The 24078-nt window shown below is 69.2% G+C and carries 26 protein-coding genes; 10 read left to right on the top strand and 16 right to left on the bottom strand.

Annotated elements, in window-relative coordinates; translation table 11 throughout:
• Positions 1-145 precede the first annotated feature (145 nt).
• The 3 genes from CFP71_RS38520 to CFP71_RS38510 all read right to left on the bottom strand — a co-directional run bounded on the left by CFP71_RS38520 (position 146) and on the right by CFP71_RS38510 (position 3338).
• Complete coding sequence (locus CFP71_RS38520) at positions 146-913, bottom strand: alpha/beta fold hydrolase (RefSeq protein WP_093938828.1); 768 nt, start codon at positions 911-913, stop codon at positions 146-148.
• Between the two features lie 71 nt (positions 914-984).
• Positions 985-2214 carry an RNA polymerase sigma factor gene (locus CFP71_RS38515; RefSeq protein ID WP_093938827.1) on the bottom strand — a complete coding sequence of 410 codons (1230 nt, stop codon included), beginning with the start codon at positions 2212-2214 and terminating at the stop codon, positions 985-987.
• A complete protein-coding gene (locus CFP71_RS38510) occupies positions 2211-3338 on the bottom strand; it encodes a glycosyltransferase (RefSeq protein WP_244199992.1) in 1128 nt (375 codons plus the stop codon). The genes CFP71_RS38515 and CFP71_RS38510 overlap by 4 nt, the downstream gene beginning before the upstream one ends.
• Before the next feature lie 53 nt (positions 3339-3391).
• On the opposite strand from CFP71_RS38510, the gene CFP71_RS38505 reads away from it, so the two are divergent.
• Positions 3392-4372: a coiled-coil domain-containing protein gene (locus CFP71_RS38505; RefSeq protein ID WP_093938825.1), complete on the top strand. Its 981-nt coding sequence runs from the start codon at positions 3392-3394 to the stop codon at positions 4370-4372.
• A 431-nt stretch (positions 4373-4803) separates the two neighbouring features.
• On the opposite strand, the gene CFP71_RS38500 is transcribed toward CFP71_RS38505, so the two are convergent.
• Positions 4804-5598: a TetR/AcrR family transcriptional regulator gene (locus CFP71_RS38500; protein ID WP_093938824.1), complete on the bottom strand. Its 795-nt coding sequence runs from the start codon at positions 5596-5598 to the stop codon at positions 4804-4806.
• Between the two features lie 68 nt (positions 5599-5666).
• Between CFP71_RS38500 and CFP71_RS38495 the strand changes: the two genes are divergently transcribed.
• Entirely contained in the window at positions 5667-8384 is a 2718-nt protein-coding gene (locus CFP71_RS38495; protein WP_093938823.1) for a DEAD/DEAH box helicase, read from the top strand.
• A complete protein-coding gene (locus CFP71_RS38490) occupies positions 8381-9541 on the top strand; it encodes an SWIM zinc finger family protein (protein WP_093938822.1) in 1161 nt (386 codons plus the stop codon). The genes CFP71_RS38495 and CFP71_RS38490 overlap by 4 nt, the downstream gene beginning before the upstream one ends.
• Here the strand turns inward: CFP71_RS38490 and CFP71_RS38485 are convergent.
• Positions 9478-10125, bottom strand: a complete 648-nt coding sequence (locus CFP71_RS38485; protein WP_093938830.1) for a DUF4865 family protein — start codon at positions 10123-10125, stop codon at positions 9478-9480. The two genes, CFP71_RS38490 and CFP71_RS38485, sit on opposite strands and share 64 nt — an antisense overlap.
• Before the next feature lie 10 nt (positions 10126-10135).
• Positions 10136-10909, bottom strand: coding sequence for an AraC family transcriptional regulator (locus CFP71_RS38480; RefSeq protein ID WP_093938821.1), 774 nt, complete (start codon positions 10907-10909; stop codon positions 10136-10138).
• Between the two features lie 54 nt (positions 10910-10963).
• Here CFP71_RS38480 and CFP71_RS38475 point away from each other — a divergent pair, with 54 nt between their 5' ends.
• Entirely contained in the window at positions 10964-12124 is a 1161-nt protein-coding gene (locus CFP71_RS38475; protein WP_093938820.1) for a 4-hydroxybenzoate 3-monooxygenase, read from the top strand.
• A 3-nt stretch (positions 12125-12127) separates the two neighbouring features.
• Here the strand turns inward: CFP71_RS38475 and CFP71_RS38470 are convergent, their stop codons facing one another.
• The 4 genes from CFP71_RS38470 to CFP71_RS38455 form a co-directional block, all read right to left on the bottom strand.
• Positions 12128-12559: a hypothetical protein gene (locus tag CFP71_RS38470; protein ID WP_093938819.1), complete on the bottom strand. Its 432-nt coding sequence runs from the start codon at positions 12557-12559 to the stop codon at positions 12128-12130.
• A 157-nt stretch (positions 12560-12716) separates the two neighbouring features.
• Positions 12717-14336 carry an acyl-CoA dehydrogenase family protein gene (locus CFP71_RS38465; protein WP_093938818.1) on the bottom strand — a complete coding sequence of 540 codons (1620 nt, stop codon included), beginning with the start codon at positions 14334-14336 and terminating at the stop codon, positions 12717-12719.
• On the bottom strand, positions 14320-14925 hold the full coding sequence (locus CFP71_RS38460; protein WP_093938817.1) for a TetR/AcrR family transcriptional regulator: 606 nt from the start codon (positions 14923-14925) through the stop codon (positions 14320-14322). The genes CFP71_RS38465 and CFP71_RS38460 overlap by 17 nt, the downstream gene beginning before the upstream one ends.
• Positions 14926-14965: 40 nt before the next feature.
• Positions 14966-15544: a TetR/AcrR family transcriptional regulator gene (locus CFP71_RS38455; RefSeq protein WP_093938816.1), complete on the bottom strand. Its 579-nt coding sequence runs from the start codon at positions 15542-15544 to the stop codon at positions 14966-14968.
• Between the two features lie 91 nt (positions 15545-15635).
• Here CFP71_RS38455 and CFP71_RS38450 point away from each other — a divergent pair, with 91 nt between their 5' ends.
• The gene (locus CFP71_RS38450; RefSeq protein ID WP_093938815.1) at positions 15636-16088 is read left to right on the top strand and encodes an anthrone oxygenase family protein; all 453 of its coding nucleotides are present in this window, start codon (positions 15636-15638) and stop codon (positions 16086-16088) included.
• Here CFP71_RS38450 and CFP71_RS38445 read toward each other — a convergent pair.
• Together CFP71_RS38445 and CFP71_RS38440 are read right to left on the bottom strand one after the other, a co-directional pair.
• On the bottom strand, positions 16085-16531 hold the full coding sequence (locus CFP71_RS38445) for a peroxiredoxin family protein (protein WP_093938814.1): 447 nt from the start codon (positions 16529-16531) through the stop codon (positions 16085-16087). The two genes, CFP71_RS38450 and CFP71_RS38445, sit on opposite strands and share 4 nt — an antisense overlap.
• A 34-nt stretch (positions 16532-16565) precedes the next feature.
• Entirely contained in the window at positions 16566-17090 is a 525-nt protein-coding gene (locus tag CFP71_RS38440; protein WP_093938813.1) for an RNA polymerase sigma factor, read from the bottom strand.
• A gap of 150 nt (positions 17091-17240) precedes the next feature.
• Between CFP71_RS38440 and CFP71_RS38435 the strand changes: the two genes are divergently transcribed.
• Genes CFP71_RS38435 through CFP71_RS38420 form a run of 4 tightly spaced genes read left to right on the top strand, consistent with a single transcriptional unit; the run spans position 17241 to position 19939 of the window.
• Positions 17241-17756, top strand: coding sequence for a DinB family protein (locus tag CFP71_RS38435; protein ID WP_244199991.1), 516 nt, complete (start codon positions 17241-17243; stop codon positions 17754-17756).
• An 8-nt stretch (positions 17757-17764) separates the two neighbouring features.
• Positions 17765-18532, top strand: coding sequence for an NAD(P)-binding domain-containing protein (locus tag CFP71_RS38430; RefSeq protein ID WP_093938811.1), 768 nt, complete (start codon positions 17765-17767; stop codon positions 18530-18532).
• Entirely contained in the window at positions 18529-19287 is a 759-nt protein-coding gene (locus CFP71_RS38425; RefSeq protein WP_093938810.1) for a putative protein N(5)-glutamine methyltransferase, read from the top strand. Before CFP71_RS38430 ends, CFP71_RS38425 begins: the two co-directional genes overlap by 4 nt.
• 10 nt (positions 19288-19297) lie before the next feature.
• Positions 19298-19939 carry a class I SAM-dependent DNA methyltransferase gene (locus CFP71_RS38420; RefSeq protein WP_093938829.1) on the top strand — a complete coding sequence of 214 codons (642 nt, stop codon included), beginning with the start codon at positions 19298-19300 and terminating at the stop codon, positions 19937-19939.
• Between the two features lies 1 nt (position 19940).
• On the opposite strand, the gene CFP71_RS38415 is transcribed toward CFP71_RS38420, so the two are convergent.
• From CFP71_RS38415 to CFP71_RS38405, 3 genes are all read right to left on the bottom strand, one after another.
• Positions 19941-20780, bottom strand: a complete 840-nt coding sequence (locus CFP71_RS38415) for a class I SAM-dependent methyltransferase (RefSeq protein WP_093938809.1) — start codon at positions 20778-20780, stop codon at positions 19941-19943.
• A 49-nt stretch (positions 20781-20829) separates the two neighbouring features.
• Positions 20830-20982 carry a hypothetical protein gene (locus CFP71_RS38410; RefSeq protein ID WP_425266646.1) on the bottom strand — a complete coding sequence of 51 codons (153 nt, stop codon included), beginning with the start codon at positions 20980-20982 and terminating at the stop codon, positions 20830-20832.
• 77 nt (positions 20983-21059) lie between these two features.
• Positions 21060-21626 (bottom strand): CGNR zinc finger domain-containing protein, encoded by a 567-nt coding sequence (locus tag CFP71_RS38405; RefSeq protein WP_093938808.1) that lies wholly within the window; start codon positions 21624-21626, stop codon positions 21060-21062.
• 84 nt (positions 21627-21710) lie between these two features.
• On the opposite strand from CFP71_RS38405, the gene CFP71_RS38400 reads away from it, so the two are divergent.
• Entirely contained in the window at positions 21711-22889 is a 1179-nt protein-coding gene (locus CFP71_RS38400) for an epoxide hydrolase family protein (protein WP_093938807.1), read from the top strand.
• Here CFP71_RS38400 and CFP71_RS38395 read toward each other — a convergent pair.
• The gene (locus tag CFP71_RS38395) at positions 22886-23362 is read right to left on the bottom strand and encodes a DUF4303 domain-containing protein (RefSeq protein WP_244199990.1); all 477 of its coding nucleotides are present in this window, start codon (positions 23360-23362) and stop codon (positions 22886-22888) included. The two genes, CFP71_RS38400 and CFP71_RS38395, sit on opposite strands and share 4 nt — an antisense overlap.
• Between the last annotated feature and the right edge of the window lie 716 nt (positions 23363-24078).

Raw genomic sequence — 24078 nt, 5'->3', positions numbered from 1 at the left:
GCCGCGATCGGCGGCTTCGGTGCCCTGGTGGGTGGGCTGATCGCGCACGTCCGCGCCTGATCCACGCCCACTCCAGGTGTGTCATGAAAGGGTCGTTCAGGACAGAAAACGTCCTGAACGACCCTTTCATGACATCCGGAGGCGGTCAGGCCTCGAGAACCGCCCGAAGCCGCGGAGCGAAAGACACGGCATCCGCGGCGAACCCGACGTGGTCACCGGGGAAGCGGGTCGGTTCGACTCCGAGACGACCGGCGGCGAGCACCGCTGCTTCGTGAGCGGGCTGCCCGGCCGAGTCCTCCCCGACACCGACGACGATCCGGGTCCCGGACGCCCGCAGCGTCTCGTAGTCCGGCGTGAAGTCCGCGATCGCCCTCATCAGGTGGACGATGAAGAACTCGAAGTTCTTGCGCATCTCCGGTGAGACACCGCCGCCCGCGAACCCGGCTCCGGCCATGAACTTCCCGATCGCCGCCTCGATGCCGCGATCCCGGTAAATGTGCAGAAGCTCGTCCGGATCGATGCCGGGCTGTCCGTCCAGCAGATCCGTCAGCGGCGGCTCGTGCGCGATGAGCGCACACACCCGCCCGGGGTGGCGGGTGACGAGGTCGAAGGCCTGCATGCACCCGGCGCTGGACGCGAAGACGATCGCGGGTTCGTCGCTCACGCTGTCGAGCAGGCGCAGCGCGTCGTCGGCGTGGACCTCGATCCGTTGCTTTTCATCAGGATCGTCGAGGACGCTACGGGAGATCCCGCGCGGGTCGTAGGTGATCACCGTGCAGTGCTCCCCAAGCAGCCCTGTGAGCGGGGCGAACACGCCGGAATCCGAAGCCCCGCCTGGAATACACAGCAGCGCCGGGCCGCTGCCGGTGACGGTGTGGTGGAGCCGGGCGCCGGGGACGTCGAGCGTGGCCATGAGCTGACCCTTTCGTTTTCGGTTCCTGTCGCCCATCGACGAACGGCGTCCCCGCGAACAGACACCCGGTGTCAGGAGAATTCGGCGAGTTTCCGCGACAGGTAGGCGCGTTCGGCGTCGGTACCGGCCAGCGCGAGCGCCTCGCGGTAGGCGTCGGCGGCCTCGTCGAAACGGTCGAGACGCCGGAGCAGGTCCGCACGGGTCGCGGGCAACAGGTGGTAGCCGGGGAGGGTGCCGTCCGCGGTGAGCCGGTCGGCCAGGTCGAGCCCAGCCTCGGGGCCTTCGGCCATCGCGACGGCGACCGCCCGGTTCAACTCGACGACGGGCGAGGGCACGAACCGCAGCAGCTCGCCGTAGAGGGCGGCGATCTGGGCCCAGTCGGTGTCGGAAGCGCGGGCCGCCGTCGCGTGACAGGCGGCGATGGCAGCCTGGATCTGGTACTGCCCCGGGACTCCGTAGCGGAGCGCGGTCTCCAGCAACTCGGTGCCTTCGGCGATCTCGGTGGTGTTCCAGCCGTCGCGGTCCTGGTCTTCGAGCGACACGAGCGTGCCCTCGTCGTCGATCCGCGTGGCCCGGCGGGCGTCGTGCAGGAGAAGCAGTGCCAAGAGGCCGAGGACCTCCGGTTCGCCGGGCATCAGTCCGGCGAGGATCCGGGCGAGCCTGATGGCCTCGGCGGACAGGTCGGGCCGCAGCAGATCGGTGCCCGCGCTGGCCGAGTATCCCTCGTTGAACAGCAGATACAGCATCCCCAGTACCGCGGCCGTGCGTTCGGGGAGCAGATCCGACGGCGGGACCCGGTACGGGATACCGGCGGTGCGGATCTTCCGTTTCACCCTGACCAGGCGCTGCGACATCGTCGTCTCGGAAACGAGGAAGGCGCGGGCGATTTCGGCGGTGGTGAGCCCGGCCAGAGTTCGCAGCGCGAGCGCGACCTGGCCCTCCAACGGCAGCGCGGGATGACAGCAGGTGAAGATCAGCCGGAGCCGATCGTCGTGGACGCCGCTCTCGTCCCACTCCGGTTCGGCGGCGGTCAGCTCCGCGGCTTCCCGCAGTTTCTCCGCGCCGACCGCCTCTCGGCGGATCCTGTCGATGGCGCGGTTGCGCGCGGCCGTGGTCAGCCAAGCGCCGGGTTTCGCCGGGACACCGTCGCGGGGCCAGGTGCGCAGCGCGAGCGCGAACGCCTCCTGGACGCATTCCTCGGCCAGGTCCCAATCGCCGGTGACGCGGATCAGGGTGGCGATCACCTGACCCGACTCCTCACGGAACGCCCGGGTGATCGCGGTGCCCAGGTCGGTGGTCACCGGAGCGGCAGCCCTTCCAGCAGCGGAACGATCTTCTCCGGCGACGGGTACGCGGTGACCTGGTCCCGTAGCCGCGCCGCGGCTTCCCGGTAGGACGATTCCCGCAGCACCATCGACACGGCCTCACGGACGTCCTCCGGTGTCGCGTCGATGACGTCGAGGACCGTGCCGAGCCCGAGTTCGGTGACGCGGTCGCCGTTGTGGGGCTGGTCGGCGCCCATCGGCAGCACCACCATCGGCAATCCGTGTGCGATCGCGCCCAGCAGGCTGCCCGAACCGCCGTGGGTGACGACCGCGTCGCAGTACGGGAGGACGTCGTCCTGCGGCAGGTACTTGGCGAGGTGGATGTGCTCTGGCTGCCAGCCGAACTCCGCGGGGTCGACGAGGTTCCCGACGGTCACCACGCAGGTCGCGTCGACGTCCCGCAGCCCGGCCAGCACCCGGGCGAACAGGTCGCCGGATTCGGTGTTGAAGATCGTGCCGAGGGTGAAGTAGACCGTCGGGCGGCCCTCGACGTACCACTCCGGTGCCGCTCGGCGACCGGGGACGGGGGTGTGGAAGAACTGCGCGGTCGGCGGTAGCGGGAACCGGGGATCGCGGAAGCCTTCAGGGAACGGGGAAAGCACGAGATGGCGGTACGCCAGGTCGAGGTTCCGTTGCGGGACGAGGCCGTGGGCGGCGCGGACCTCGTTGAGCGCCTCGTCCACGAGGTCGGGGCGGACGAGAGCTCCGGCGGCCATGACCAGGACGGTGACGTGGGGGAGACCGAGCTTTTCGGCGGCGATCATCGGGCCGTGATCCGCCTCGTCGTTGACGAGGAGGTCCGGTGCCCAGTGTTCGCAGAGCGCCAGGACGTCGTCCGCGCGCAGAGGTGCGGTGCGGCGGACGAAACCATCGCGAAAGTCGGCGTCCTCCCGGTCCCGGTCGACGGGGAGCAGCGGCCGGCGCGTGCCGTCACTGCCCAGGTTCGGACCCGACGGGAACGCGGTGAACCCGGCCGCTTCGACGATCGGGACCATCATCGGCTCGCCGGTGAACGCGATCGTGTGACCCGCGTCGGTGAGGGCACGGGCGAGGGGAACGAGCGGCCGGAAGTGACCGTTGCCGCCGGCGAAGGTGAACATGACACGCACAAGGTCGACCCTATCGGCGGTTCTCCCGGCGCTACCCTGCAATCGTGATTGATACGGACACCGACGAGGTACGGCTGTGTGCGCTGGAAGGCTGTGAGAATCCCCTGCCCCCGCCCGCGGTGGACGCCGAGGGCAAACGCAAGGGCGGACGGCCTTCGGCCTACTGCGGCAAGACGCATGCCGACGCCGCGTCGCGGGCCCGGCGCGCGGCCGCGGTGGCGAGCGTGGCGGACCCGCTGCTCGAGGTCCGCCGGATCGCTGACGAGTTCACCCCGACCGCGACGTCGCTCGTGGATCTGCTGGGTGCCATGCACTCGCGGTTCGACGCCGCCGACGACGCCGCGCTGGGCCGGGTCACCGAAGCCGAGTCCGAGGCGGCCACCGCGAGGCGTGAAGCCGAAGACGCCCAGCAGGCGGCCGCGAAGGCCGACACGGCGCGCGCGGCCGCGCTGGCCGCGTCACGAGACGACAAGCTGGCCAAGGCGAAAGCGGAACGCACCGCCGAACAAGCCTTGAAGGACGCGGAAGAGACCCGCCAGCGGGCGTGGAACGAGATCGCCGCCCACGAACGTGCCCGAGGCGCCGCGGAAGCCGCGACCGTGGCGGCCGAACGCGCCCGCGACACCCTGACCGCCGAACTTCGGACGCTGCGCGAGGATTTCGCGGCACTCCGGGAAGAAAACGCCAGGCTGACAGCGGATCTGAGTGAGCGCGACACCGCGCTAGCACGTGCGGCGGCCGAACTCGAAGCCTCGCTGGAACGGCTCGGTGAAGCGAAGGCACGGGTGACGGTGTCCGAAAAGGACTGTGCCGCCGTCCGAGCCGATCTCGCGAAGGAGCACACCGCCCGCAGCCTGGCCGAAGCGCGGGTGACGGCGCTGGGTGAAGAACTGGAGCGCGCCCGGGCGCGAGCGGTGGCTGATCAGGCGCGGTACGACGAGGTCGTCCGGCAGCTGGCCGGACTCGCCCGTCCTCCCGCCACCGACGAAGCAGTGGTCGTCGAGGGGCCTCCGGCTACCTGGTGAGTCAGGGGTCGGCTGGGTGGGTCGTGATCGACGGGTAAGTCAGTCGTGTCAGGCCGGTCTGCCCTGGCGATTGGTACGGCACATGTGAGGTAGGCGGTGCCGAAGCGTTCGCCGGGGAGCCGGCGATGTAGGAATTGGGACGTTCAACGTCCCAATTTTTACATCGTCACTAGGTGACCCGGCCGCCGAGTGGGGAAGAATCCGGACGTTCAATGTCCGGAATCCTCCCCTGTCACGCACTCCACCCAGCGGGTGAAACAAACACCGGTCCGCTCCAATCCGGATCGCCACTCAGACCCCCAGGGACCTGACGCGCTCCGGCAGGACCCAGCGTCGCGAAAGCCACTTTCGGGACACCCGGCAAACGCGCGAGCGGTCCAGCACGCCACCTTTCGGCCCAATAGAACGACCCGAAAATACCCACGACCACCTCACGAGGGCAGTTCGGCACCGGAGGCGTCCGAGTCCCCGTTGACCAGTTGCTCGACTCCGTCCAGGATCCGCGCCAGGCCGAACCGGAAGGTGTGCAGCGGCGCGCTCGCCGCGCCGTGCGCTTCCCCCGCCGCCTGCCCGATCCGCGCCGCCAGTGGGAACAGGCCCGCGTCGGCCTCCGGGATCTCCGCGAGCACCGGCGCACTGGCCGTCCACCACTCCATGTCGGTCAGCCCGGATCGCCGCACGAGGCTCGCCGACTCGACCGAGCCGCGCGCGATGCCCTGGACGAATCCGTTGACCATCGCCACCACGGCGTCCATCTCCAGGTCGGTGAGCCCGATCGCGTCGACGGCGGCCAGTTCGCGTTCGTGCTTGGCGAAGGTGTGCGGGCCGAGGGGGAGACGGCCGGTGGTGAGCTGGAGCAGCCACGGATGCCGGTGGTACATCTCCCAGGCGTCCTCGGCGAGGATCGTCATCGTGACCCGCCAGTCGTGGCTCTCCGGGGGGTCGGTCAGCTCGCCGTGCACGCGGTCCATCATCAGGTCGAGCAGTTCGGCGCGGCTGGGGATGTAGGTGTAGATCGTCATGGGGGAGACGCCGAGCTTCTCGGCGCCCCGGCGCACCGACAGCGCGCTGATGCCCTCGGTGTCGGCGATTTCGATCGCGGCGGTGATGATTTCGTCGACGGTCAGCTTAGGTTTGGGGCCGCGGCGGGGTTTCTCCCGCACGCCCCAGAGCAGTTCGATGGTCCGCCGTGGATCGCCCGTTCCGGTGTGGTCCGCGTCCGTCATCACTTTCTCTCTACACTGTACAGAGTTGTGTTACCCTGAACTGTACACCGTACAGAGATTGGGGCTGAGTGACGTCTCACGACGGTTTCGGCAGTGTCGTGTTCGAACCGAAAAATCCCCCGCGGACCAGCGGGTTCGCCTTCTGGAACGCCGAGGGGAACACCCCGGGGACCGGGGAGGTGACAGTCGCCCTCCCCGAGATCACCACGGTGCCCTGCGCACGGCTCCCGATGGCCGAGGCGCTCCCCGCGCTACTGCGGCTTCGTGACAGTGACGACGATTCCGCGCGCTTCTGGGGCTTGGCCGCCGCGGCGGCGTTGAAGCTCGCCGAGGCGGGGCGGTTGCTTCCCGGTGTCACGGAGTCCGATGTGGACGCCTGGCGCGCTGGCCCTCTGGAGCCCGCCGACGCGGCTTGGCTGCGTGAGCTCTCCGAGGCGATGCCGCCGCGGGCACGGGCAATCCCCGGTGAAGGAAATCTGCTCCCCGCGCGGTATCCGCTGCTGCGCGCGTTTCTCGACGCCGTGGCCGACACCTTGCCTCGCACACCCGCGGCCGCGCAGGCGGCGGGGGTCAAGGCCTTCGCCGCTCCGCCCGCGCACCGTGTCCCGCAGCTGCGGGACTGGGCGGCCGAGGTCGCGGCCGGGCTGGACTCCGGGGTCCGGGTCTCGGTGCGGATCGAGGCGCCCGGGGACGACTTCACGATCGGCCGCTTCAGCGGGGTCGTCCAGGTGCACAGCCTCGCCGACCCCGGTGTCCTGATCGACGCGGCGGCGCTCTGGTCGGGTGACGACCGGTTCGGCCCGAGGGCCCGGATCGACGTCATGCTGGCCCTGCGCCGCGCTGCACAGTTGTGGCCGCCGCTGGAACCTCTGCTCGGCGCCGCGGTCCCCGACGAAGTGGCGCTCGGCGACACCGACATCACCGAACTGCTCACCACCGCCGCGCCCTTGCTGGCCACGGCGGGTATCGAGGTGCACTGGCCCGTCGATCTCGCCCGCGACCTGAGCGCCAAGGCCGTCGTCGGCGGGGGCGCCGCGCCACCGGCCGACCTCCCGTCCTTCTTCGCCGGCGGTTCGCTGCTGCAGTTCGACTGGCAACTGGCGCTCGGCGGCGCTCCCCTCACCGCGGCCGAGATGGACGAGCTGGCCGAGGCCCACCGTCCTGTCGTGCGGCTGCGGGATCAGTGGGTACTCGTCGACCCGGCGCTGGCGGCGAAGGCGCGGGACCGGGCCTTGAAGCCGCTGACCCCGATCGACGCGCTCGGTGCCGCCTTGAGCGGGACGGCGGAGGTCGACGGCGAACGCGTCGACGTCCTCACCGACGGCTGGCTCGCGGCGCTACGGGAACGGCTGCTCGCACCGCCGGAACCGCAGGCTCCGCCCCGAGGTCTGGCCGCGACGCTGCGCGACTACCAGCTGCGGGGCCTGCAATGGCTGACGGCGATGACGTCGATCGGGCTCGGTGGCTGTCTCGCCGACGACATGGGTCTCGGCAAGACGATCACGCTGATCTCGCTCCATCTGCATCGCGCGGACGGCCCGACCCTGGTCGTCTGCCCGGCGTCGCTGCTGGGCAACTGGGAACGCGAGATCACCCGGTTCGCCCCCGGTGTCCCGGTGCGGCGGTTCCACGGCACCGAGCGCTCCCTCGACGAACTCGGCGACGGCTTCGTGCTCACGACCTACGGCACCCTGCGCGTCGACCCGGAACCGCTGGGGAACATCCACTGGGGACTTCTGGTCGCCGACGAAGCCCAGCACGTCAAGAATCACCGCTCCGGCACGGCGAAGGCGTTGCGAACGCTGACGTCCTCGGCGCGGGTGGCGTTGACGGGCACCCCAGTGGAGAACAATCTCGCCGAGCTGTGGGCGATCCTGGACTGGACGACACCGGGGCTGCTCGGCACGATGGCCGACTTCCGCCGGGTGTGGGCGAAACCGGTCGAGTCCGGAAAGGACCCCGAAGCGGCGGAGCGTTTGTCCCGGCTGGTCCGCCCGTTCCTGTTGCGTCGTCGCAAATCCGATCCGGGGATCGCGCCGGAGCTGCCCGCCAAGACCGAGACCGACAGGCCGGTGACGCTCACCGCGGAGCAGGCGGCCCTGTACGAGGCGACGGTGCGGGAGCTGATGGCCGAGATCGCGGGCAGCGAGGGCATCGCGCGGCGGGGCCGGATCGTCAAGCTGCTCACCGGGCTCAAACAGATCTGCAACCACCCGGCGCAGTACCTCAAGGAACCGTCCGAAGCGGTGCTGGACGGCCGGTCGGGCAAGCTCGAACTGCTCGACGAACTGCTGGGCACCATCCTCGCCGAGGACGGAGCGGTGCTGGTGTTCACCCAGTACGTCGCCATGGCGCGGCTGCTGGAGCGGCATCTCGCGCAGCGCGGGATCGGCACGCAGTTGCTGCACGGTGGCACGCCGGTGCCCAAGCGCGAGGATCTCGTGCGCCGGTTCCAGGCCGGTGAGGTGCCGGTGTTCCTGTTGTCGCTCAAGGCGGCGGGGACCGGCCTCAACCTGACCCGCGCCGATCACGTCGTGCACTACGACCGCTGGTGGAACCCCGCGGTGGAGGATCAGGCGACCGACCGGGCGTACCGGATCGGGCAGACCAGGCCGGTGCAGGTGCACCGGCTCATCGCCGAAGGGACGGTCGAGGACAGGATCGCGGCGATGCTGCGAGAGAAACGCGCGCTCGCCGACGCGGTGCTCGCCGGCGGCGAGGCCGCGCTGACCGAATTGACCGATGAGGAGCTGGCCGATCTGGTCGAGTTGAGGAGCCGCCGATGAGCACCCCCGACGATCGCGTTCGCGGCTTCCCCGCCTTCGGGCGGCAGGGCGGGCACGGCCAGTTCGCCCGCTCGTGGTGGGGCCGGGCGTGGATCAACGCGATGGAGGACACCGCGCTGGACCTGCGGCAGCTCAAACAGGGTCGCAAGTACGCCGCGGCGGGCCGGGTCGGCCCGATCACGGTAAGCCCAGGGCGGATCGCCGCCGTGGTCGACGACGAGGAAGGCCAGTACCGCACCGAGGTCCGCCTCGCGGAACTGACCGGGGAAGACTGGGACCGTTTCCTCGACAGGGTCGCTTCCCGGGCCGGGCATCTCGCCGCGCTGCTGGACCGGGACATGCCGCACGACCTCGTCGAGGCCGCCGACGACGCCGGGGTGCATCTGCTGCCCGGCATCGGTGACCTCGACCCGGACTGCGACTGCCCGGGCTGGGAGCTGCCGTGCCGTCACGCGGCGGCGCTGTCGTTCCAGGCCTCGTGGCTGCTCGACGCCGATCCCTTCGTGCTGCTGCTGATGCGCGGCAAGGGGGAACGGGAACTGCTCGACGAGTTGCAGCGGCGGAACGCGCCCCGGTTCGTGCGCACCGGGGACGACGGCATCACGGCCGAGCGGGCCTACGCCGACGAGCCGGGCCCACTGCCGGACCTCGCCGTGTTCGCTCCCGCCGGCGGACCGACAGTGCCGGAAGCGCCCGGAATCCCGGCGGAGACCTTCGCGCTGCTGGTCGCCAACGCGAGTCAGACGGCCACCGCGCTGCTGGACTCGCAGCCGAAGCTCACCCGCAAGCAGGACGCGGTCCGCCTCGCCGCCACCCGTTCGGAGACGGCCGATCGCCTGCGCCCAGACGGGAATGGTGAGGACTTCGACCGGGCGGTACTCGCCTGGCGGCACGGTGGCCGGGCCGGTCTCGAGGTCCTGGAGACCGCGTGGACACCGCCGTCGCAGGCGATGGGCCGGGCGCGGGCCGCCTTCGCCGAGGTGGTGGACGATCCCGGCGAGGGGGTGGACGTCGAGCGCAACCGGTGCACCGTGCGCGGGACGGGCGTGCAGGTGCGGCTGGGCAAGGACGGGCTCTGGTACCCGTATCGGGATCAGTGGCCCGCCGGTCCGCCCGAAGCCGACCCGGGCGCGCTGTTCGCCGCGCTGCTGGGCTGATCCCACTGCCGTCCTCGCCGCAGCTGGTCCAGCTGTGGCGAGGACAGGTGGAGGATCCGATAGCGCACCTCGTCCGATTCCGGGGCGTCACCGGACCACAGGCTGTAGCGCACGACTTGCCAGGTTCGCGGGTCGACGGCGAGGGCGCCCGAGTGCGCGCCGTCGTGGCGCAGGTGTTCGCGAAGCCCGTCGAGAGCCTCGCCCAGGAAGGCGACCGGGTCGGTCTCGGCGGGGATCGAGACGACGTGTTTTCCCGCCGTGACAGGGGGAGCGCCGAACGCCGGCCCCTCCTCGAACCCCAGCACGGTCCAGTGCTGCACGGCGGGACGCCCGAACGAGTCGACGATGCCGCTGAACGGGCCGCCGAACAGGAAGGCGTTCATCCCGGCCTCGTCGTGCCACAGGTAGAAGGGCGAGTACTGGTTCAGCGTCGAGCCGTCGACGCCGCGTTCACGGATCCCGTACACCTTCAGCCCCAGGCCACCGAAGTCGTCGAGCAGATGTCCGCGCGTGGCGACGCGTTCGCGGATGATGCCCATGTCGTAGTCGGCGGGGAGGGTGATCTCGTACTGCATCGCATGCATGCCGTACATACTAGTAGGTACAGCGCTGTGATCGCCGTAGTCCGGCCTGGTAGCGGCCGGGGGTTTCCCCGACGACGGCGACGAAGGCCTCGATGAAGCTGGTGGGGTTCGCCCAGCCCAGCCGGGACGACACGGTGGTCACCGCGTGACCGTCGCCGAGCAGGACGAGGGCGTGCTGGACGCGGAGCATGCTCCGCCACTGCCGGAAGCTCACGCCGAGTTCGTCCTGGAAAAGCCTGGTGAGCACACGCTCGCTGGCGCCGGCGGTCCGCCCGAGTTCGCGCAGGGTCGCGGAGTTGGACGGGTCGGCGTGCAGCAGCGCGGTGACCGTTCGCAGCCTGTCGTCGGCGGGTTCGGGCAGGTAGATCTCCTGCGGTTCGGCGTCGGTGAGTTCGTCGATGATCAGGCCGCGGAGCCTGCGGCGGGGCCCCGGCTCGCGAGCACGTCCGTCGCTGAGCGCCAGGAGCACTTCGCGCAGCAGTGGTGTGACGGCGAAGACCGACGGCAAGGCGGGAAGGAAGCGGCACAGCCGGACGGGCAAGTCGATGCGCCGGACATCGGTCTCGCCGTACGCCCGATGGGAGTGCTCGAATCCCGGCGGCGTCCAGGTGATCCGGTTCGCCGGCGCGACCCAGGTCCCCCGCGCGGTGGTGGTCGCGAGCGCGCCCGTGGACGGGTAGAGCAGCTGACCCCGGACATGGGAATGCGGGCCGACCGTCTGCCCGTGGGCCAGCGATCCCCGGCCCGTGTCACCTGGCGGCAGGCTCTGGCGGAATTCGAGCATAATGCGTCAGGATACCGGTACTAGGACGCCGCGACCTGGGCGAAACTCGAAGGCATGGCCACATCGAAAGAGACCAAGCCTGTCGTGATCGTGGGAGCCGGGGTGTCCGGACTGGCGCTCGGCAACTTCCTGCTGCGTGAGGGAATCGACTGTGTCGTCCTCGAACGGCGCAGCCGCGAGTACGTCGAGCGACGGCAGCGTGCCGGAGTCATCGACACCCGTGCCACCCGAGTCTTCCGCAAACGGGGCCTCGAAGACCGGGTCGTCGGCGGAGCTCCCGTCCAAGCCGGCCTCGGCTTCCGTGTCGACGGTCAGGACCGGTGGCTGGAACTCCCCGCCGGAGAACACCTCGAGGGCCGGTTCTGCCCCCAGCAGGTCCTCGTCCGGAACCTCATCACCGTGTTCGAGCACGACGGAGGCGATCTGCGGTTCGACACCGAAGTGACCGTGGAGGACATAGACCGTCCTCGCGTCCGGCTCGGTGACGGGTCGATCATCGAAGGGGATTTCATCGCCGGATGCGACGGCAGCCACGGCGCGACCCGCGCCGCCATCCCGGAGGACCGGATCACCCGCCACTCCCACGAGTACGGCTACGCGTGGCTGGTCGTCCTCGCCGAGGTGCCCGCGGTCCGCCCGACGTTGCTGGCGATCCACCGGCGCGGTTTCGCGGCTCAGTTCGGGCGGGGGCCCACGGCGAGCCGGTTCTACCTCCAGTGCCCGCTCGACGACACCGCCGAGGATTGGCCGGACGAGCGCGTCTGGAGCGAACTCGAAACACGTTTCGGCGAACGGCTGCCCACGAGAGGGCCGATCGTCGAGAAGCAACCGATGCCGCTGCGGGGCGAGGTGCTCAGCCCGATGAGTCACGGCAAGCTCCACCTGCTCGGCGACGCCGCGCACATCGTCCCGCCGGCGAGCGCGAAAGGTATGAACCTCGCCCTGTACGACACCGACGTCTTCGCCGACGCTCTGGTCCGTTACTACCGGGACGACGACCCGAGCCTGCTCGACGCCTACTCCGAGACCCGCCTGCGCGACGTGTGGAACTACCAGGCTTTCGCGACGTGGTTCACCGACACCATCCACGACGCCGGGGACCCGGGCCATCGTGGGGAGTTCCGTCATCGGGTGGCACGCGCGAACTTCGAGCGCCTGTTCACTTCGGACACGGCGAACCGGCTGCTCGGCGAGTTCATCGCCGGTCTGAACTGAGCGCTATTTCTTGCTGAGCCGGATGATGCCTTCGCCGCCTTGCACGGCGACGACGACGATCGTCTGGCGGTTGATCCGGTGGATCATCCCCGGCGGACCGGAGACCGCCTCACCCATTCCGCCGGAAGCGGGCGCCAGTCCCACTCTTCCGGCTTGGACCGTGACCGAGAGCGGCCCCGCTCCGCCGTCGTTGGGGATCTGGTCACCGGTCCGCACCAGGATCTCGCACTCCCCGTCGGCGCAGGCCTTCAGATCCCGGCCGTCCGCCGCGGTGAACGGGGTGCCGGACGGGGCCGCCGCGTCCATCATCGGAACGCTCTCCGTGGACGGTCTCACGCTCGCCGCCGCGAACAGCGGTGTCGGCTCGGTTCTCGCGCAACCGGAGGCGAGCAGCGCCAGGGGAATCAGGACCAGGCATCTTCGGCGATCGACCATGACCGAGGAACGTAGCCCACCCGCGTGCCCTTGGATGCACCCGAATTCCGCAATCCTGCGGCTGTTCGCAGTGCTGTGCGCCGGTCCGGCCGGGGTAATCGGCCGGACCGGCGCACCACGTGGTCGGGTGCGCACTGAGCGTGGAAAGGCGTCCCGCTCAGACTTCGGCCCGGGCGATGATGCCCCGAGTGTCCACACCGGACGGAAGCGTGCCGAACGCGACGCCCCAGTCGCCACCGAGCCGCGACGCGCAGAACGCGTCGGCCACCGACGGCGTCCCGTGCCGCACCAGCAGTGAACCCTGGAGCACCAGCGCCATCGATTCGACCAGCCGCCGCGCCCGGTACTCGATGTCGGACAGGTCGGACAGCTCCTTGCGCAGCCGCCCCGTCGCGTCGTCCAGCCGGGTGTCGGCGCCGGCCGCCTGCTCGACCTCCGCGAAGTACGCCGCCACCGACTCCGGCTGCTTGGCCATCGCCCGCAGCGCGTCCAGCGCCGCGACGTTGCCCGAGCCCTCCCAGATCGACATGAGCGGTGCCTCGCGATAGAGCCGCGGCATCCCCGACTCCTCGACGTACCCGTTGCCGCCCAGACACTCCAGCGCCTCGACCGCGTGCGACGGGCCGCGCTTGCACACCCAGTACTTCGTCACCGCCAGCCCCAGCCGCCGGAAGGCCTGTTCCTGCTCGTCACCCGGCCGGTCGGTGGCCGCCGCCAGCCGCATCCCGACCGTCGTCGCCGCCTCGGACTCCACGACGAGGTCCGCCAGCACGTTGCCCATCAGCGGCTGGTCCACCAGGTCCGCGCCGAACGCGCGACGGTGGCGTGCGTGGTGGACGGCCCGCACGGCGCCGTACCGCATCCCCGACGCGCTCCCGACCGCGCAGTCCAGCCGCGTGTTGTTGACCATCTCGATGATGGTGCGCACCCCGCGGCCTTCTTCGCCGATCAGCCAGCCGATCGCGTCGTCGTACTCGATCTCCGACGAGGCGTTGGACCGGTTGCCGAGCTTGTCCTTGAGCCGTTGCAACCGGATCCCGTTGCGGGAGCCGTCCGGCAGGACGCGGGGGAGCAGGAAGCACGACAGCCCGCCGGGTGCCTGGGCCAGGGTGAGGAACATGTCCGACATCGGCGCCGAGGTGAACCACTTGTGCCCGACGATCACGTAGCTGCCGTCCCCGAGGGACCGCGCCGTGGTCGTGTTCGCGCGGACGTCGGAGCCGCCCTGCTTCTCCGTCATCGACATCCCGGCGATCAGCCCGCGCTTGGAGCTCGGCTCGCGCAGCCCGAAGTCGTACTCCGTCGCCGCCAGCAACGGCTCGTACCGCTCGGACAGCTCCGGATTGAACCGCAACGCCGGAACCGCGGCGTAGGTCATCGAAATCGGGCAGGTGTGTCCCGCGTCGACCTGGCCCCAGACGTACATCTTCGCCGCTCGCGCGGCGTGCGCGCCGGGCCGGGAATCCCGCCACGGTGTCGCGTGCAGCCCGTAGGACACCGCGACGTCCATCAGCTCGTGCCAGTACGGATGGAACTCGACCTCGTCGATCCGGTTCCCGACCCGGTCGTGTGTCCGCAGCACCGGCTCGTTCTCGTTGACCAGCCTGCCCCACTCCTGGGCCTGCTCACTCCCGGCCAGCCTCCCGAGCGCGTGCAGTTCCGCCACCGCCCAGCCGGCGTCCGCCCGCTCCAGGCCTTCCAGCAGGGCCGGATCGGCGGCGACGTCGTAGTCCGCCAGCGGCGGCACCTGGTTGGTGACCTCATGAGTGCCCGGCATCGGAACCTCCCAAAGAACGCAGGACGAAAGTGCGCAGCCCGGACACCTCGTCCGCGCTGCCGGTGGTCAACGGGCCGATCAGCACCTCGGCCGCCGCGCCGACGAGCGCCGCGGCGGTGACTTCGGCGTCCTGGGCGGGGAACACCCCGGACCGGACACCGTCGGCCACGTGCTGGGCGACGACGTCACGGAACGCGCGCCGGAACACCAGCCGCTCGGCTTCGATCGGCGCGTCGACGGGCTCGGCCAGCAGCGCGTACGCCATCCGCGGGGTCTTCAGTGCCCGGCTCGCGAAGGTGTCGAAGACGGCCACGACCCGATCGGCCGGTGCGCCGGGCAGCTCCGACACCGCGCGCACCGCCTCGACCTCGCGCGTGACGACCTTCCGGAACAACTCCACGACCAGCGCGGCCTTGGTGGGGAAGTGGCGGTACACGCTCCCGACGGCCACTCCGGCGCGCTCCGCGACCGCCGAGACCGAGCAACCCGCGTACCCGCGCTCGGCCAGCTGCTCGATGGCGGCGGCGAGGACGGCGTCACGCTGGGCGTCGAGGCGCTCCTGGACCTTCGGTGTTCGGCGGTACGGCACTCAAGAAGTGAAGCACTGATTCACACCTTCAGTCAACGCGTCAGATCACGGCGAGCCGGTCCACCAGCAGCTTCACCCTCTGTTCGGCGTACTCCGGCGGAAGCCGTCCCGCCCGGGTCAGGGTGGCCAGCCCGTGCAGGGCCGCCCAGAACACCTCCGTGAACATTGCCGGGTGGACGCCCTCGCCGGCGACCTCGCCGAGACTTTCCAGCAGGGCCGCGAAGGCGTCCTTCAGCGGCTCCGGGGTGTCCTCCTGTGCGAACGCCAGGCCGCCGTCGAGCTGGAACATCGCGTCGTAGACCGCCGGGTTGCGCACGGCGAAGTCGAGGTAGCCGCGGGCGAGCGCGGTGACCCGGGCGCGAGGGCCGTCCACGGCGGCGGTCTCGGCCCGGATCGCCGCGGCCATCTCGGCGGCACCCTCGAGGGCGACGGCGCCGATGATCTCGCGCTTGCCCCGGAAATGGCTGTAGAGCACGGGCTGGCTGTAGTCGATGCGCTCGGCGAGCCGGCGTGTGGTGACCGCGTCCCAGCCCTGCTGCTCGGCGAGTTCGCGGGCCGTCGCCACGATGAGACGCTCTCGTTCCGCCCGTTCGCGCTGTTTGCGTTCCTGTACCGACATAACTCGACCCTAGCATTGCTAGACAATCGAGCGGTAGTAGTACTAGCGTTGCCTCATCAGCTAGCAACACTAGGTTTTCGGGAAGGTCAGCATGCTCAACGCACTCACGGTCTCCACCATCGTGGTCGTCGGCGTGATGGTGGGGGTGGAGTTCTCCGTCGCCTTCGTCATGAACCCGATCTTCAACGGACTCCCCGAGGACAGCGGCCAGCTCGGCCGTGCCCACGGGGGCCGGATGCTCGGCGCCGTGATGCCGTTCTGGTACATCGGCTCACTCGTCCTGAGCGCGGCCTGGGCCATCGCCGGCTGGGATCGCCCAGGCGCCGCGCTCGTCGTCGTCGCGGCGGTGCTCCTGATCGTGAGCGTGCTCATGTCGATCCTGCTGCTCGTCCCGATCAACAACCGGGGCAAGAAGTGGACCCCCGAGAACCGGCCCGAGGACTGGAAGGAACAGATGAACCGCTGGGACCGGTTCCACTACCTCCGCGTCGCCGTCATCATCGCCGCCTTCGCCCTGCTGGCCGCCGCCCTCGTCGGAAACTAGAGGGCCGCCACGGCCTTGGCGATCCCCTTCTTGTCGTACGCGCCGGTGGGCATGGTCGAGGCATGCGCGTGCCGGACGACCCCGTCGCGGTCGATCAGCACGCTGCCCGACTGCTGCAACATCTTCTTCGCCAGCCCGAATGCCTCGTGCGGAGTGCCGTTCCGCCCGGTGACCACCCGAAGCGACAACCCGCGCTTCGCCCGCCACGCCGCGGCTTCGGCACGTCCCTCGGGAACGGCGATCAGAACGCGCACGCCCGCGGCGGCCAGCTCCTCGGACCGCCTCGCGAGGTCCTTGACGTGACCGGTGCAGACAGGGCACGTGGTCGAGCGCATGAAGTAGAGCAGCACGTGTTCGGTGCCGCGGTAATCCGAAAGCCGGACCACCTCACCGGAGGTGTCCTCCAAAGCGAGGTCGAGGGCAGTGGATCCGATTTCGAGCATGACGACTCCTCAAGAAACAGGGGGAAGGGGGAAATTACGGAAGCAGCGACTGGCGGACGGTCGCCCGCGCCCGGTGCAGCCGGGACTTCATCGCCGCCGTGCTCAGGCCGAGCGCGTCCGCGACCGTCCGGCCCGGATAGCCCTGGATGTCACGCATGATCAAGACGCGACGCTGGTCAGCGGGCAGCTCGGCGATCGCCGCGGCCACCCGTCGCGCCTCCAGCCGCTCCAAGGCGTCGTCCTCCGCCGAGACCACCGCGCCGAAATCGGCCAGATCGTCACCGCGCACCGCCCGCCGAGCCCGGCCCAGGCACTCGTTGCGCACGATCCGGAACATCCACGACGCGAGCGCCCCGGTCGCCCGCAAAGTGCCGATCTTGCGGTACAGGATGATCAGCGCCTCCTGCGCCGAATCCTCCGCGTCCTCCGGCGAGGCACACAACGAACGCGCGAACCGCTGCACATGCGGATGTGAACCCGAGACCAAGGCGGCGATGGCGGCCGCGTCCCCACCCTGTGCGGCCGCGACCAAAGACTCCCTCGGCCACTCGGACTCCACGACTACCTCCTTTCGCACCGGGCTTGTCCCGGCCCTTACAAGAGCAGGCACCCCCACGAAAGGATTCAGCCCACGCCCCGCAGCCGTACGTGACCCCGCTCACGCCCCGTTCGACACAGGCCCAGCTCACCCGATGGCATGATCGCCGCTATGACATGGACCGCCCCCGAGGTGACCCGTCCGTCCGGCGACACCGCCGCCGACGAACGCGTTCTGCTTCCCTCCCTGCTGAACTGGCACCGCAACACCTTCCTCCACAAACTCGCCGGCCTCACCGGAGAACAGCTCGCCCAGGCGTCGGTCCCGCCCTCGAACCTCACCCTCCTCGGCCTCGTCCGGCACCTGGCCAAGGTCGAACGCTTCTGGTTCCGCCTGCGCTACGCCGGACAGGACATCGGCCCCCTCTACGACCCCGCCCTCGGCAAGGACCACGACTTCGAAGTCCTCGACGCCGAGCAGGCCGAAAAGGCCTACGACGTCCTGCTCGAAGAGATTCGCCTCGCCGACGAAGCCGCCGCCGGAGGGTCCCTCGACGACACCTTCGACCTCGGTGACGCCCCGTTCTCCCTGCGCATGCTCTACATCCACATGATCGGCGAATACGCCCGCCACAACGGTCACGCCGACCTCATCCGCGAACGCGTCGACGGCCACACCGGAGCCTAGGAGCCACCATGGAATACGGATTCGTCGGCGCCGGTGAGATCACCGCCGCCATCGTCGAAGGCCTCAGCAAGGACATCGCCGACCCGCCCTCGATCTTCCTCTCGCCCCGCAGCCGCAGCGTCGGCCAAGAACTCTCGGCCCGCTTCGCCAACGTCGAAGTCCGCGACAGCAACCAGGCCGTCGTCGACAGCGCCACCACCATCGTGCTCGCCGTCCGCACACCGCTCGCCGAAGAAGTCCTCCGGGACCTCACCTTCCGACCAGACCACGTCCTGATCAGCGCCCTCGCCGGCGTCCCCCTCGACCAGCTTCGCGAATGGGCCGCCCCGGCACGCGAAGTCGTCCGAAGCATCCCGCTGCCCCCGGCCGCCCGCCGCCAGAGCCTCACCGCCATGTACCCCGACAACCCCGAAGCCCGAGCCCTGTTCGACAGCATCGGCGGAAGCGTCGTCCCCGCCGCGGAGAAGGACCTCGACATCTTCAGCGGCGCCACCGCCACCTTCGCCGCCCACCTCGACTATCTCGGCACCATCGCGGCCTGGATGACCGACCAGGGCATCGAGGACACCACCGCGACCGCGTTCACCAGCCACATCTTCGGGCAGCTCGGCCAATCCCTGCTCGAGCAGAGCGGCTCCCTCGAAACCCTCACCGGCAAGCACATGACGCCCGGCGGGCTCAACGAGCACTTCCTCACCGAACTGCGCACCAACGGCGTCCCCGACACCGTCCGCCAGGCCCTCGACGGAATCCTCACCAGGCTGCGAGACAAGTGAGCGTCGTCGACAGACTCCGGGCGGCCGGATGCGTCTTCGCCGAAGACGAAGCCCGGCTGCTCGGCGCCGAAGCCCGCACACCCGCCGAGCTCGACACCCTGGTCCAGCGCCGCGTCGACGGCGAACCGCTCGAAGTCATCCTCGGCTGGGCCGAATTCCACGGCCTCCGCATCACCGTCGAACCCGGCGTCTTCGTGCCACGCCAACGCTCCGAACTCCTCGTTCGACACGCCCTCACCCTCGCCGGACCGGGAGCGGTCGTCCTCGACCTCTGCTGCGGCACCGGCGCACTCGGCGCCGCCCTCGCCACCGAACTCCCCGGAATCCGGCTCTACGCGGCCGACATCGAACCCGCCGCCGTCCGCTGCGCCCGGATCAACGTCGCCGAAGCCGGGGGAGAGGTCTTCGAAGGCGACCTCTACACACCTCTTCCCGCGTCACTGCGAGGCACCGTCGATCTCCTCGTCGTCAACGCCCCCTACGTCCCCACCGACGCCATCGCGATGATGCCGCCCGAAGCACGCGACCACGAACCCCGCGTCGCCCTCGACGGCGGCCACGACGGCGTCGAGGTCCACCGCCGTGTCGCCGCCGAAGCTCCACAGTGGCTCGCCCCCGGCGGGCACCTGCTCGTCGAGACCGGTGAAAGCCAGGCCGCGAACACCGCGGAAGCCATGGCGCACAACGGTTTGAAGCCCGAAGTGATCACCGACGACGAGCTGTACGCGACGATTGTTGTCGGAGCCCGCCACTAGGGTGCCCGCCGTGACCGACTACCTCGACACCACCCGCACCGCTTACGACACCGTCGCGGCCGACTACGCCGAACTCCTCCGCGACCACCTCGCCGGATCCACCTGGGACAGGGCCATGCTCGGCGCGTACGCCGAACTAGTCCAGGCCGCCGGCGGCGGCCGCGTCGCCGAAATCGGCTGCGGCACCGGCCGCATCACCGACTACCTCCACGGCCTCGGGCTCGACGTCCGCGGCGTCGACCTCTCGCCGGGGATGCTCGCCGTCGCCCGTGAGTGGTACCCGCACCTGGACTTCGAAATCGGGGAGATGCCCGGTTTGTCCATTCAGGACGGTGCGCTGGCCGGCGTCGTCGCCTGGTACTCGATCATCCACACCCCACGGGAACGACTGCCGGAGATCTTCGCCGACTTCCACCGGATCCTCGCCCCGGGCGGCCACCTCATGGTGGCGTTCCAGGTCGGCGACGAAGTGCGCCACATCGAGCACGCGTACGGGCACGACATCACCTGCGACGCGTACCGGCTCTCGCCGGAGAAGATCGCCGGGCAACTGGGGGAGGCGGGGTTCAGCGTGCTGTCCAAGCTCGTCCGTGAGCCGTCCGGGGAATTCGAGAACACCCCGCAGGCCTACCTGATCGCCCGCAAGCCGTAGGTCAAGGACGCCGGGCCTCGACGAGCCAGGCCGCCGAGCCGTAGAAAACGCCTCGGCCGGTCTGGTGCTCGGCGAGATCGGCACGCAACGTCGCGATGGCCTTGTCACGGGTGGCTTCGTCGAGGTCGCTCAGCCGCCCGCCATGCTGCTCGATGACGAACCCGGCAGCGTCGTCGACGTCCTGACCGAAGTACATCGGCTTGTTCACCGCCGTGCACCGGACGTCGGTGTATCCGGCGGACGTCAGCAGCCCCTCGGTTTCCGCCGGATCACTGAGCGCGAGATTCACCGACGGCACCTCACGGCCCGCCGCGAAGATCGTCCGGAACGTCGTGATCCATTCGTTGAGCCGAAACGGCTGCCACGTCAGCAGCACAAGACGGCCCCCTGGCCGCGTCGCCCGGGCCAGATTGACGAACGCGGCCAGGGGAGTACCGAAGAACATCGATCCATGCCTGCTGATCACCACGTCGAACCCGGCGTCGGTAAACGCCTGGACCTGAGCGTCCACCTGCTCGAACGAAACGTTGGGAACACGCTCCTCTTCAGCGAGGCGCCGGGCGAGGCCGAGCATCTCACCGGACAGGTCGACACCCAGCGCGGAACCCTCGACAGCGAGCCGTGCCGCGTCCCGCGTCGTCTGACCGGCTCCACAGCCGACATCGAGGACACGATCCGTCGCCTGGACGCCGGCCGCGGAGAAGAAGGTGTCGCGGTACGCGGCGACACCGTCGTCGAACCGCTGCGCACGCTTGGCCCACAGTGTGCCTTCAGCACCATTCCACGCCTTCAACATCCGCTCGTTGGACGGATCGACACGCACAGCGGTGCTCTCGGACATTTCGGTGACCCCCAGGTTCGATTTCCAGTCAAGACCATAGCGCGGCCCCTCAGCGGAAAGCGGCGACGTTCCTCGCGGCCCACTCGGCGAACGACCGCGGCGGACGCCCGAGCACCCGCTCCACGGCCGGACTCACCCGCAACTCCGCCGGACTCGGCGAACTCAAGATGTCCAACGTGTCATCCGCGAGCTCCGCCGGCATGCTCTCGACCATTGCCCGATGAACGTCCGCGTCGCCGTCGCCGACAGGGGAGAGGCGAGCGGGTAACGGTCGCCCGCTCAACCAGGATCCTTGCGCTGATTGGCGTTGAAGCGCGCCTTCTTCTGCCGATTCCCGCAGGTACCCATGTCGCACCATTTGCGCGTGCGGCTTTGACTCGTGTCGAAGAACGCGGCCTGGCAGGTCGGTGACGCGCACAAGGCCAATTTTCCGTCCCGCTCGCCGGAAATGACGCCGATCGCGTCGGCGGCGATCACGCCGAGGGCATCCTCCACGCAGTCCGGCGAACTCAGTCGCCACTCACGAGTGCCCTCAGGCGTCAGGACAGCCGCGGCCCGCCCCTGGATGCTGCGGTCATTGATGATCCGGACAGCGGACGCCGGGGGAGCAGCGTGAATCGCGGCCGCGGTCGCGGCGGCGTGAATCGATTCCCTCAGCTCCCGAGCCAGTTCGAGCTGAGCACCGGTGCAGGAGTCCACGGCGAGACCGCTCACCGCCAGCCAATCGACGAGCCGCTGCGGTGTGGGAATGCGCTCCAAAGCTTCGCCACGACGCTCCGTCAGCGTCGCGGTGAAGCTGGTCGCCAGCACGCTACCGAGGCGAAAGTCAGGGAACCCAGCAGACATGGGAACCACCTTAGCCGGTTGCGCACCTACTTCACGAAATGTTAGAACCGTCTTAGCCGGTTCCATCATGGTCAGGAGGTTCCCATGTCCGACTCAACCAGCGAAGTACACGCATTCGAAGCCCACGCGACCGACGCCGACCTCGACGATCTGCGCGCACGACTGGCCGCGGCACGACTCCCGGAGGCCGAGACGGTCTATCGCGCCGCACCCGACCCGCGCCGATGGGACCAGGGCGTACCCCTCGACGACCTCGTCGAAGTCGTGAACTACTGGCGCACTGAGTACGACTGGCGGACGTTCGAGAAGCGCCTCGATCACTTCGGCCAGTTCCGCACGACCATCGACGGTCTGGGAATCCACTTCCTGCACCGCCGATCCACGCGCGCGGACGCCACTCCGCTGATCCTGACGCACGGCTGGCCGGGCAGCATCGCCGAGTTCGTCGACGTGGTGGACGAACTGACAGATCCGAAAGACGCGACCGCGCCGGCGTTCCACGTCGTGATCCCGTCCCTGCCGGGCTTCGGCTATAGCGACAAGCCTGCCACCACAGGCTGGGGGACCGAGAAGATCGCGGCGGCGTGGGTGGAACTGATGGGAAGGCTCGGCTACGGCAAGTTCGCGGCCCACGGGGGAGACTGGGGAGGCAACATCACCACGGTTCTCGCCGGCAGGTTCCCAGAACACGTCCTCGGCATCCACACGACGTTCGCGGAGGGGCCGCCCGGGTTGACGACGGACGGACTGACGGCGGCCGAGCGCAAGTGGACCGAGGAAACCCACGATTTCTGGCACCACCGCGCGGCGTACGCGAAACAGCAGGCGACCCGCCCGCAGACCATCGGTTACTCACTGGTCGACTCACCGGTCGGGCTCCTGGCGTGGATCCTCGACAAGTTCTACGAGTGGACAGATACCGAAGACAGCCCGTTCGAGACGATTTCCAGGGACCGGATCCTCGACGACGTCACCCTGTACTGGCTGACGAGGACGGGCGCATCGTCCGCGCGCATCTACTACGAAAGCCACAACTCGCTGGACCCCGAACTCCGGGTCGACGTCCCGTCGGCGATCACGATCTATCCACGCGACATCGAGAAGTATCCGCGCGCCTGGTCACAGGAGCGATACCGGAGGATCGTCCGCTGGCGTTCGCCTGAGCGCGGGGGACACTTCCCGTCGTTGGAGGTTCCCGAGTACTTTGTGAAGGACCTACAGGAAGGCCTCGCGGCGGTGCTGGCCTCTGATCGTCCTGCCTAGGAGGCCAACCAAGCCTCCAGTGCCGGTCCGGCGGGGTTGAGCCGACGAGCCCGGGCGATGTTCTCCTCGTCATCAGGAACGACCTCGACCAGGATCAGCACGCCCGCGCGAGCCTCGCCGACTCCGAACAGTCCTTCATCCGCCAACCTGCGCAGAGCCGTCTCCATCGCACGCAGCCGAAGATCGAACTCCGCGTCAGCCTCGTCGTCGACGAGGTCGAACACCTCCGGCCGGGTGGCGAACAGGTCGCGGACCGGCTTCAGGTGTTGCTCGCCCAGGATCGAAAACGGGGAGTCAGCGTAGGAGTAGCGGACCTCGTCGGCGTCAGTTCGCTGTGCCAGCGCCTCGTGCGACCACGCCGACAGTGCCGGACCGAACGCCTCGCCAGGCGTGGTCAGCGTGACGTAGTAGAAGGTGTGGCTGGGGTTGTCGCGGAACAGGTCCGTGACAGCGGCGCGAGCTGCCGTGGTCAATGCGTCTGCAAGGTCTGCCTCGGTCGGAATCACCAGGGCATCGAACCACGGGGGTCGGCGGGGAGCGCTGATATCTCGGTTACTTGACATAATGTACATTATCGGCACTTTGGCTGACCTGGATAACGAGGGTCGAGAGGGGTCTCTGGCTTGGTTCGAAGGGGCCTTTCGTTGCATGTCACGCGGGGAAAGGTCCCTTCGTCGCGTCGGACGCGGGCATGACTCCCTTCAGTCCTCTCTGAACTCGGCTCCTGGCAACTTGCCCGAAACGGCCAGGGGCGCCCCCGGGAACACAAAAAGGATGACCGGAAACCCACCCTCAATACGTCACTGTGACGTATTGAGGGTGATCATCTATTGGCTCGCGAGGCCGAGTAGACGCGCCAGCTCCGGCAAGCGCCGGGCCACCTGGTCGCCGCCGGCCCGTCCAGCCTCAGGTTCTCGGTTCCACGCTGGGTGTGTCATGAGGGGTCCCCATGAGACGTTTTTTGTCCCACGGGGACCCCTCATGACACACCAGGAGTGGCAAATGGACCGAGATCCCCCGCGAGGGGTTTCCGGACCCATTACTCCGTTTCATGCATAATCACTATTATGCATGAAACGGAATATAACCCAGTGTAAGACTGTCGGTGCCATGCGGTACAAGGTTCCCATGAGGGTTTCCGAGGCTCAGCAAGCCTTTTTCGCCGCACGTCGTCCCCGTAAGGATTCTC

Source organism: Amycolatopsis thailandensis (genome assembly GCF_002234405.1).
In the GTDB taxonomy this organism is placed as follows: domain Bacteria; phylum Actinomycetota; class Actinomycetes; order Mycobacteriales; family Pseudonocardiaceae; genus Amycolatopsis; species Amycolatopsis thailandensis.
The sequence above is the reverse complement of the archived record's forward strand: the minus strand, read 5'-3'. Positions and strand labels throughout refer to the sequence as shown.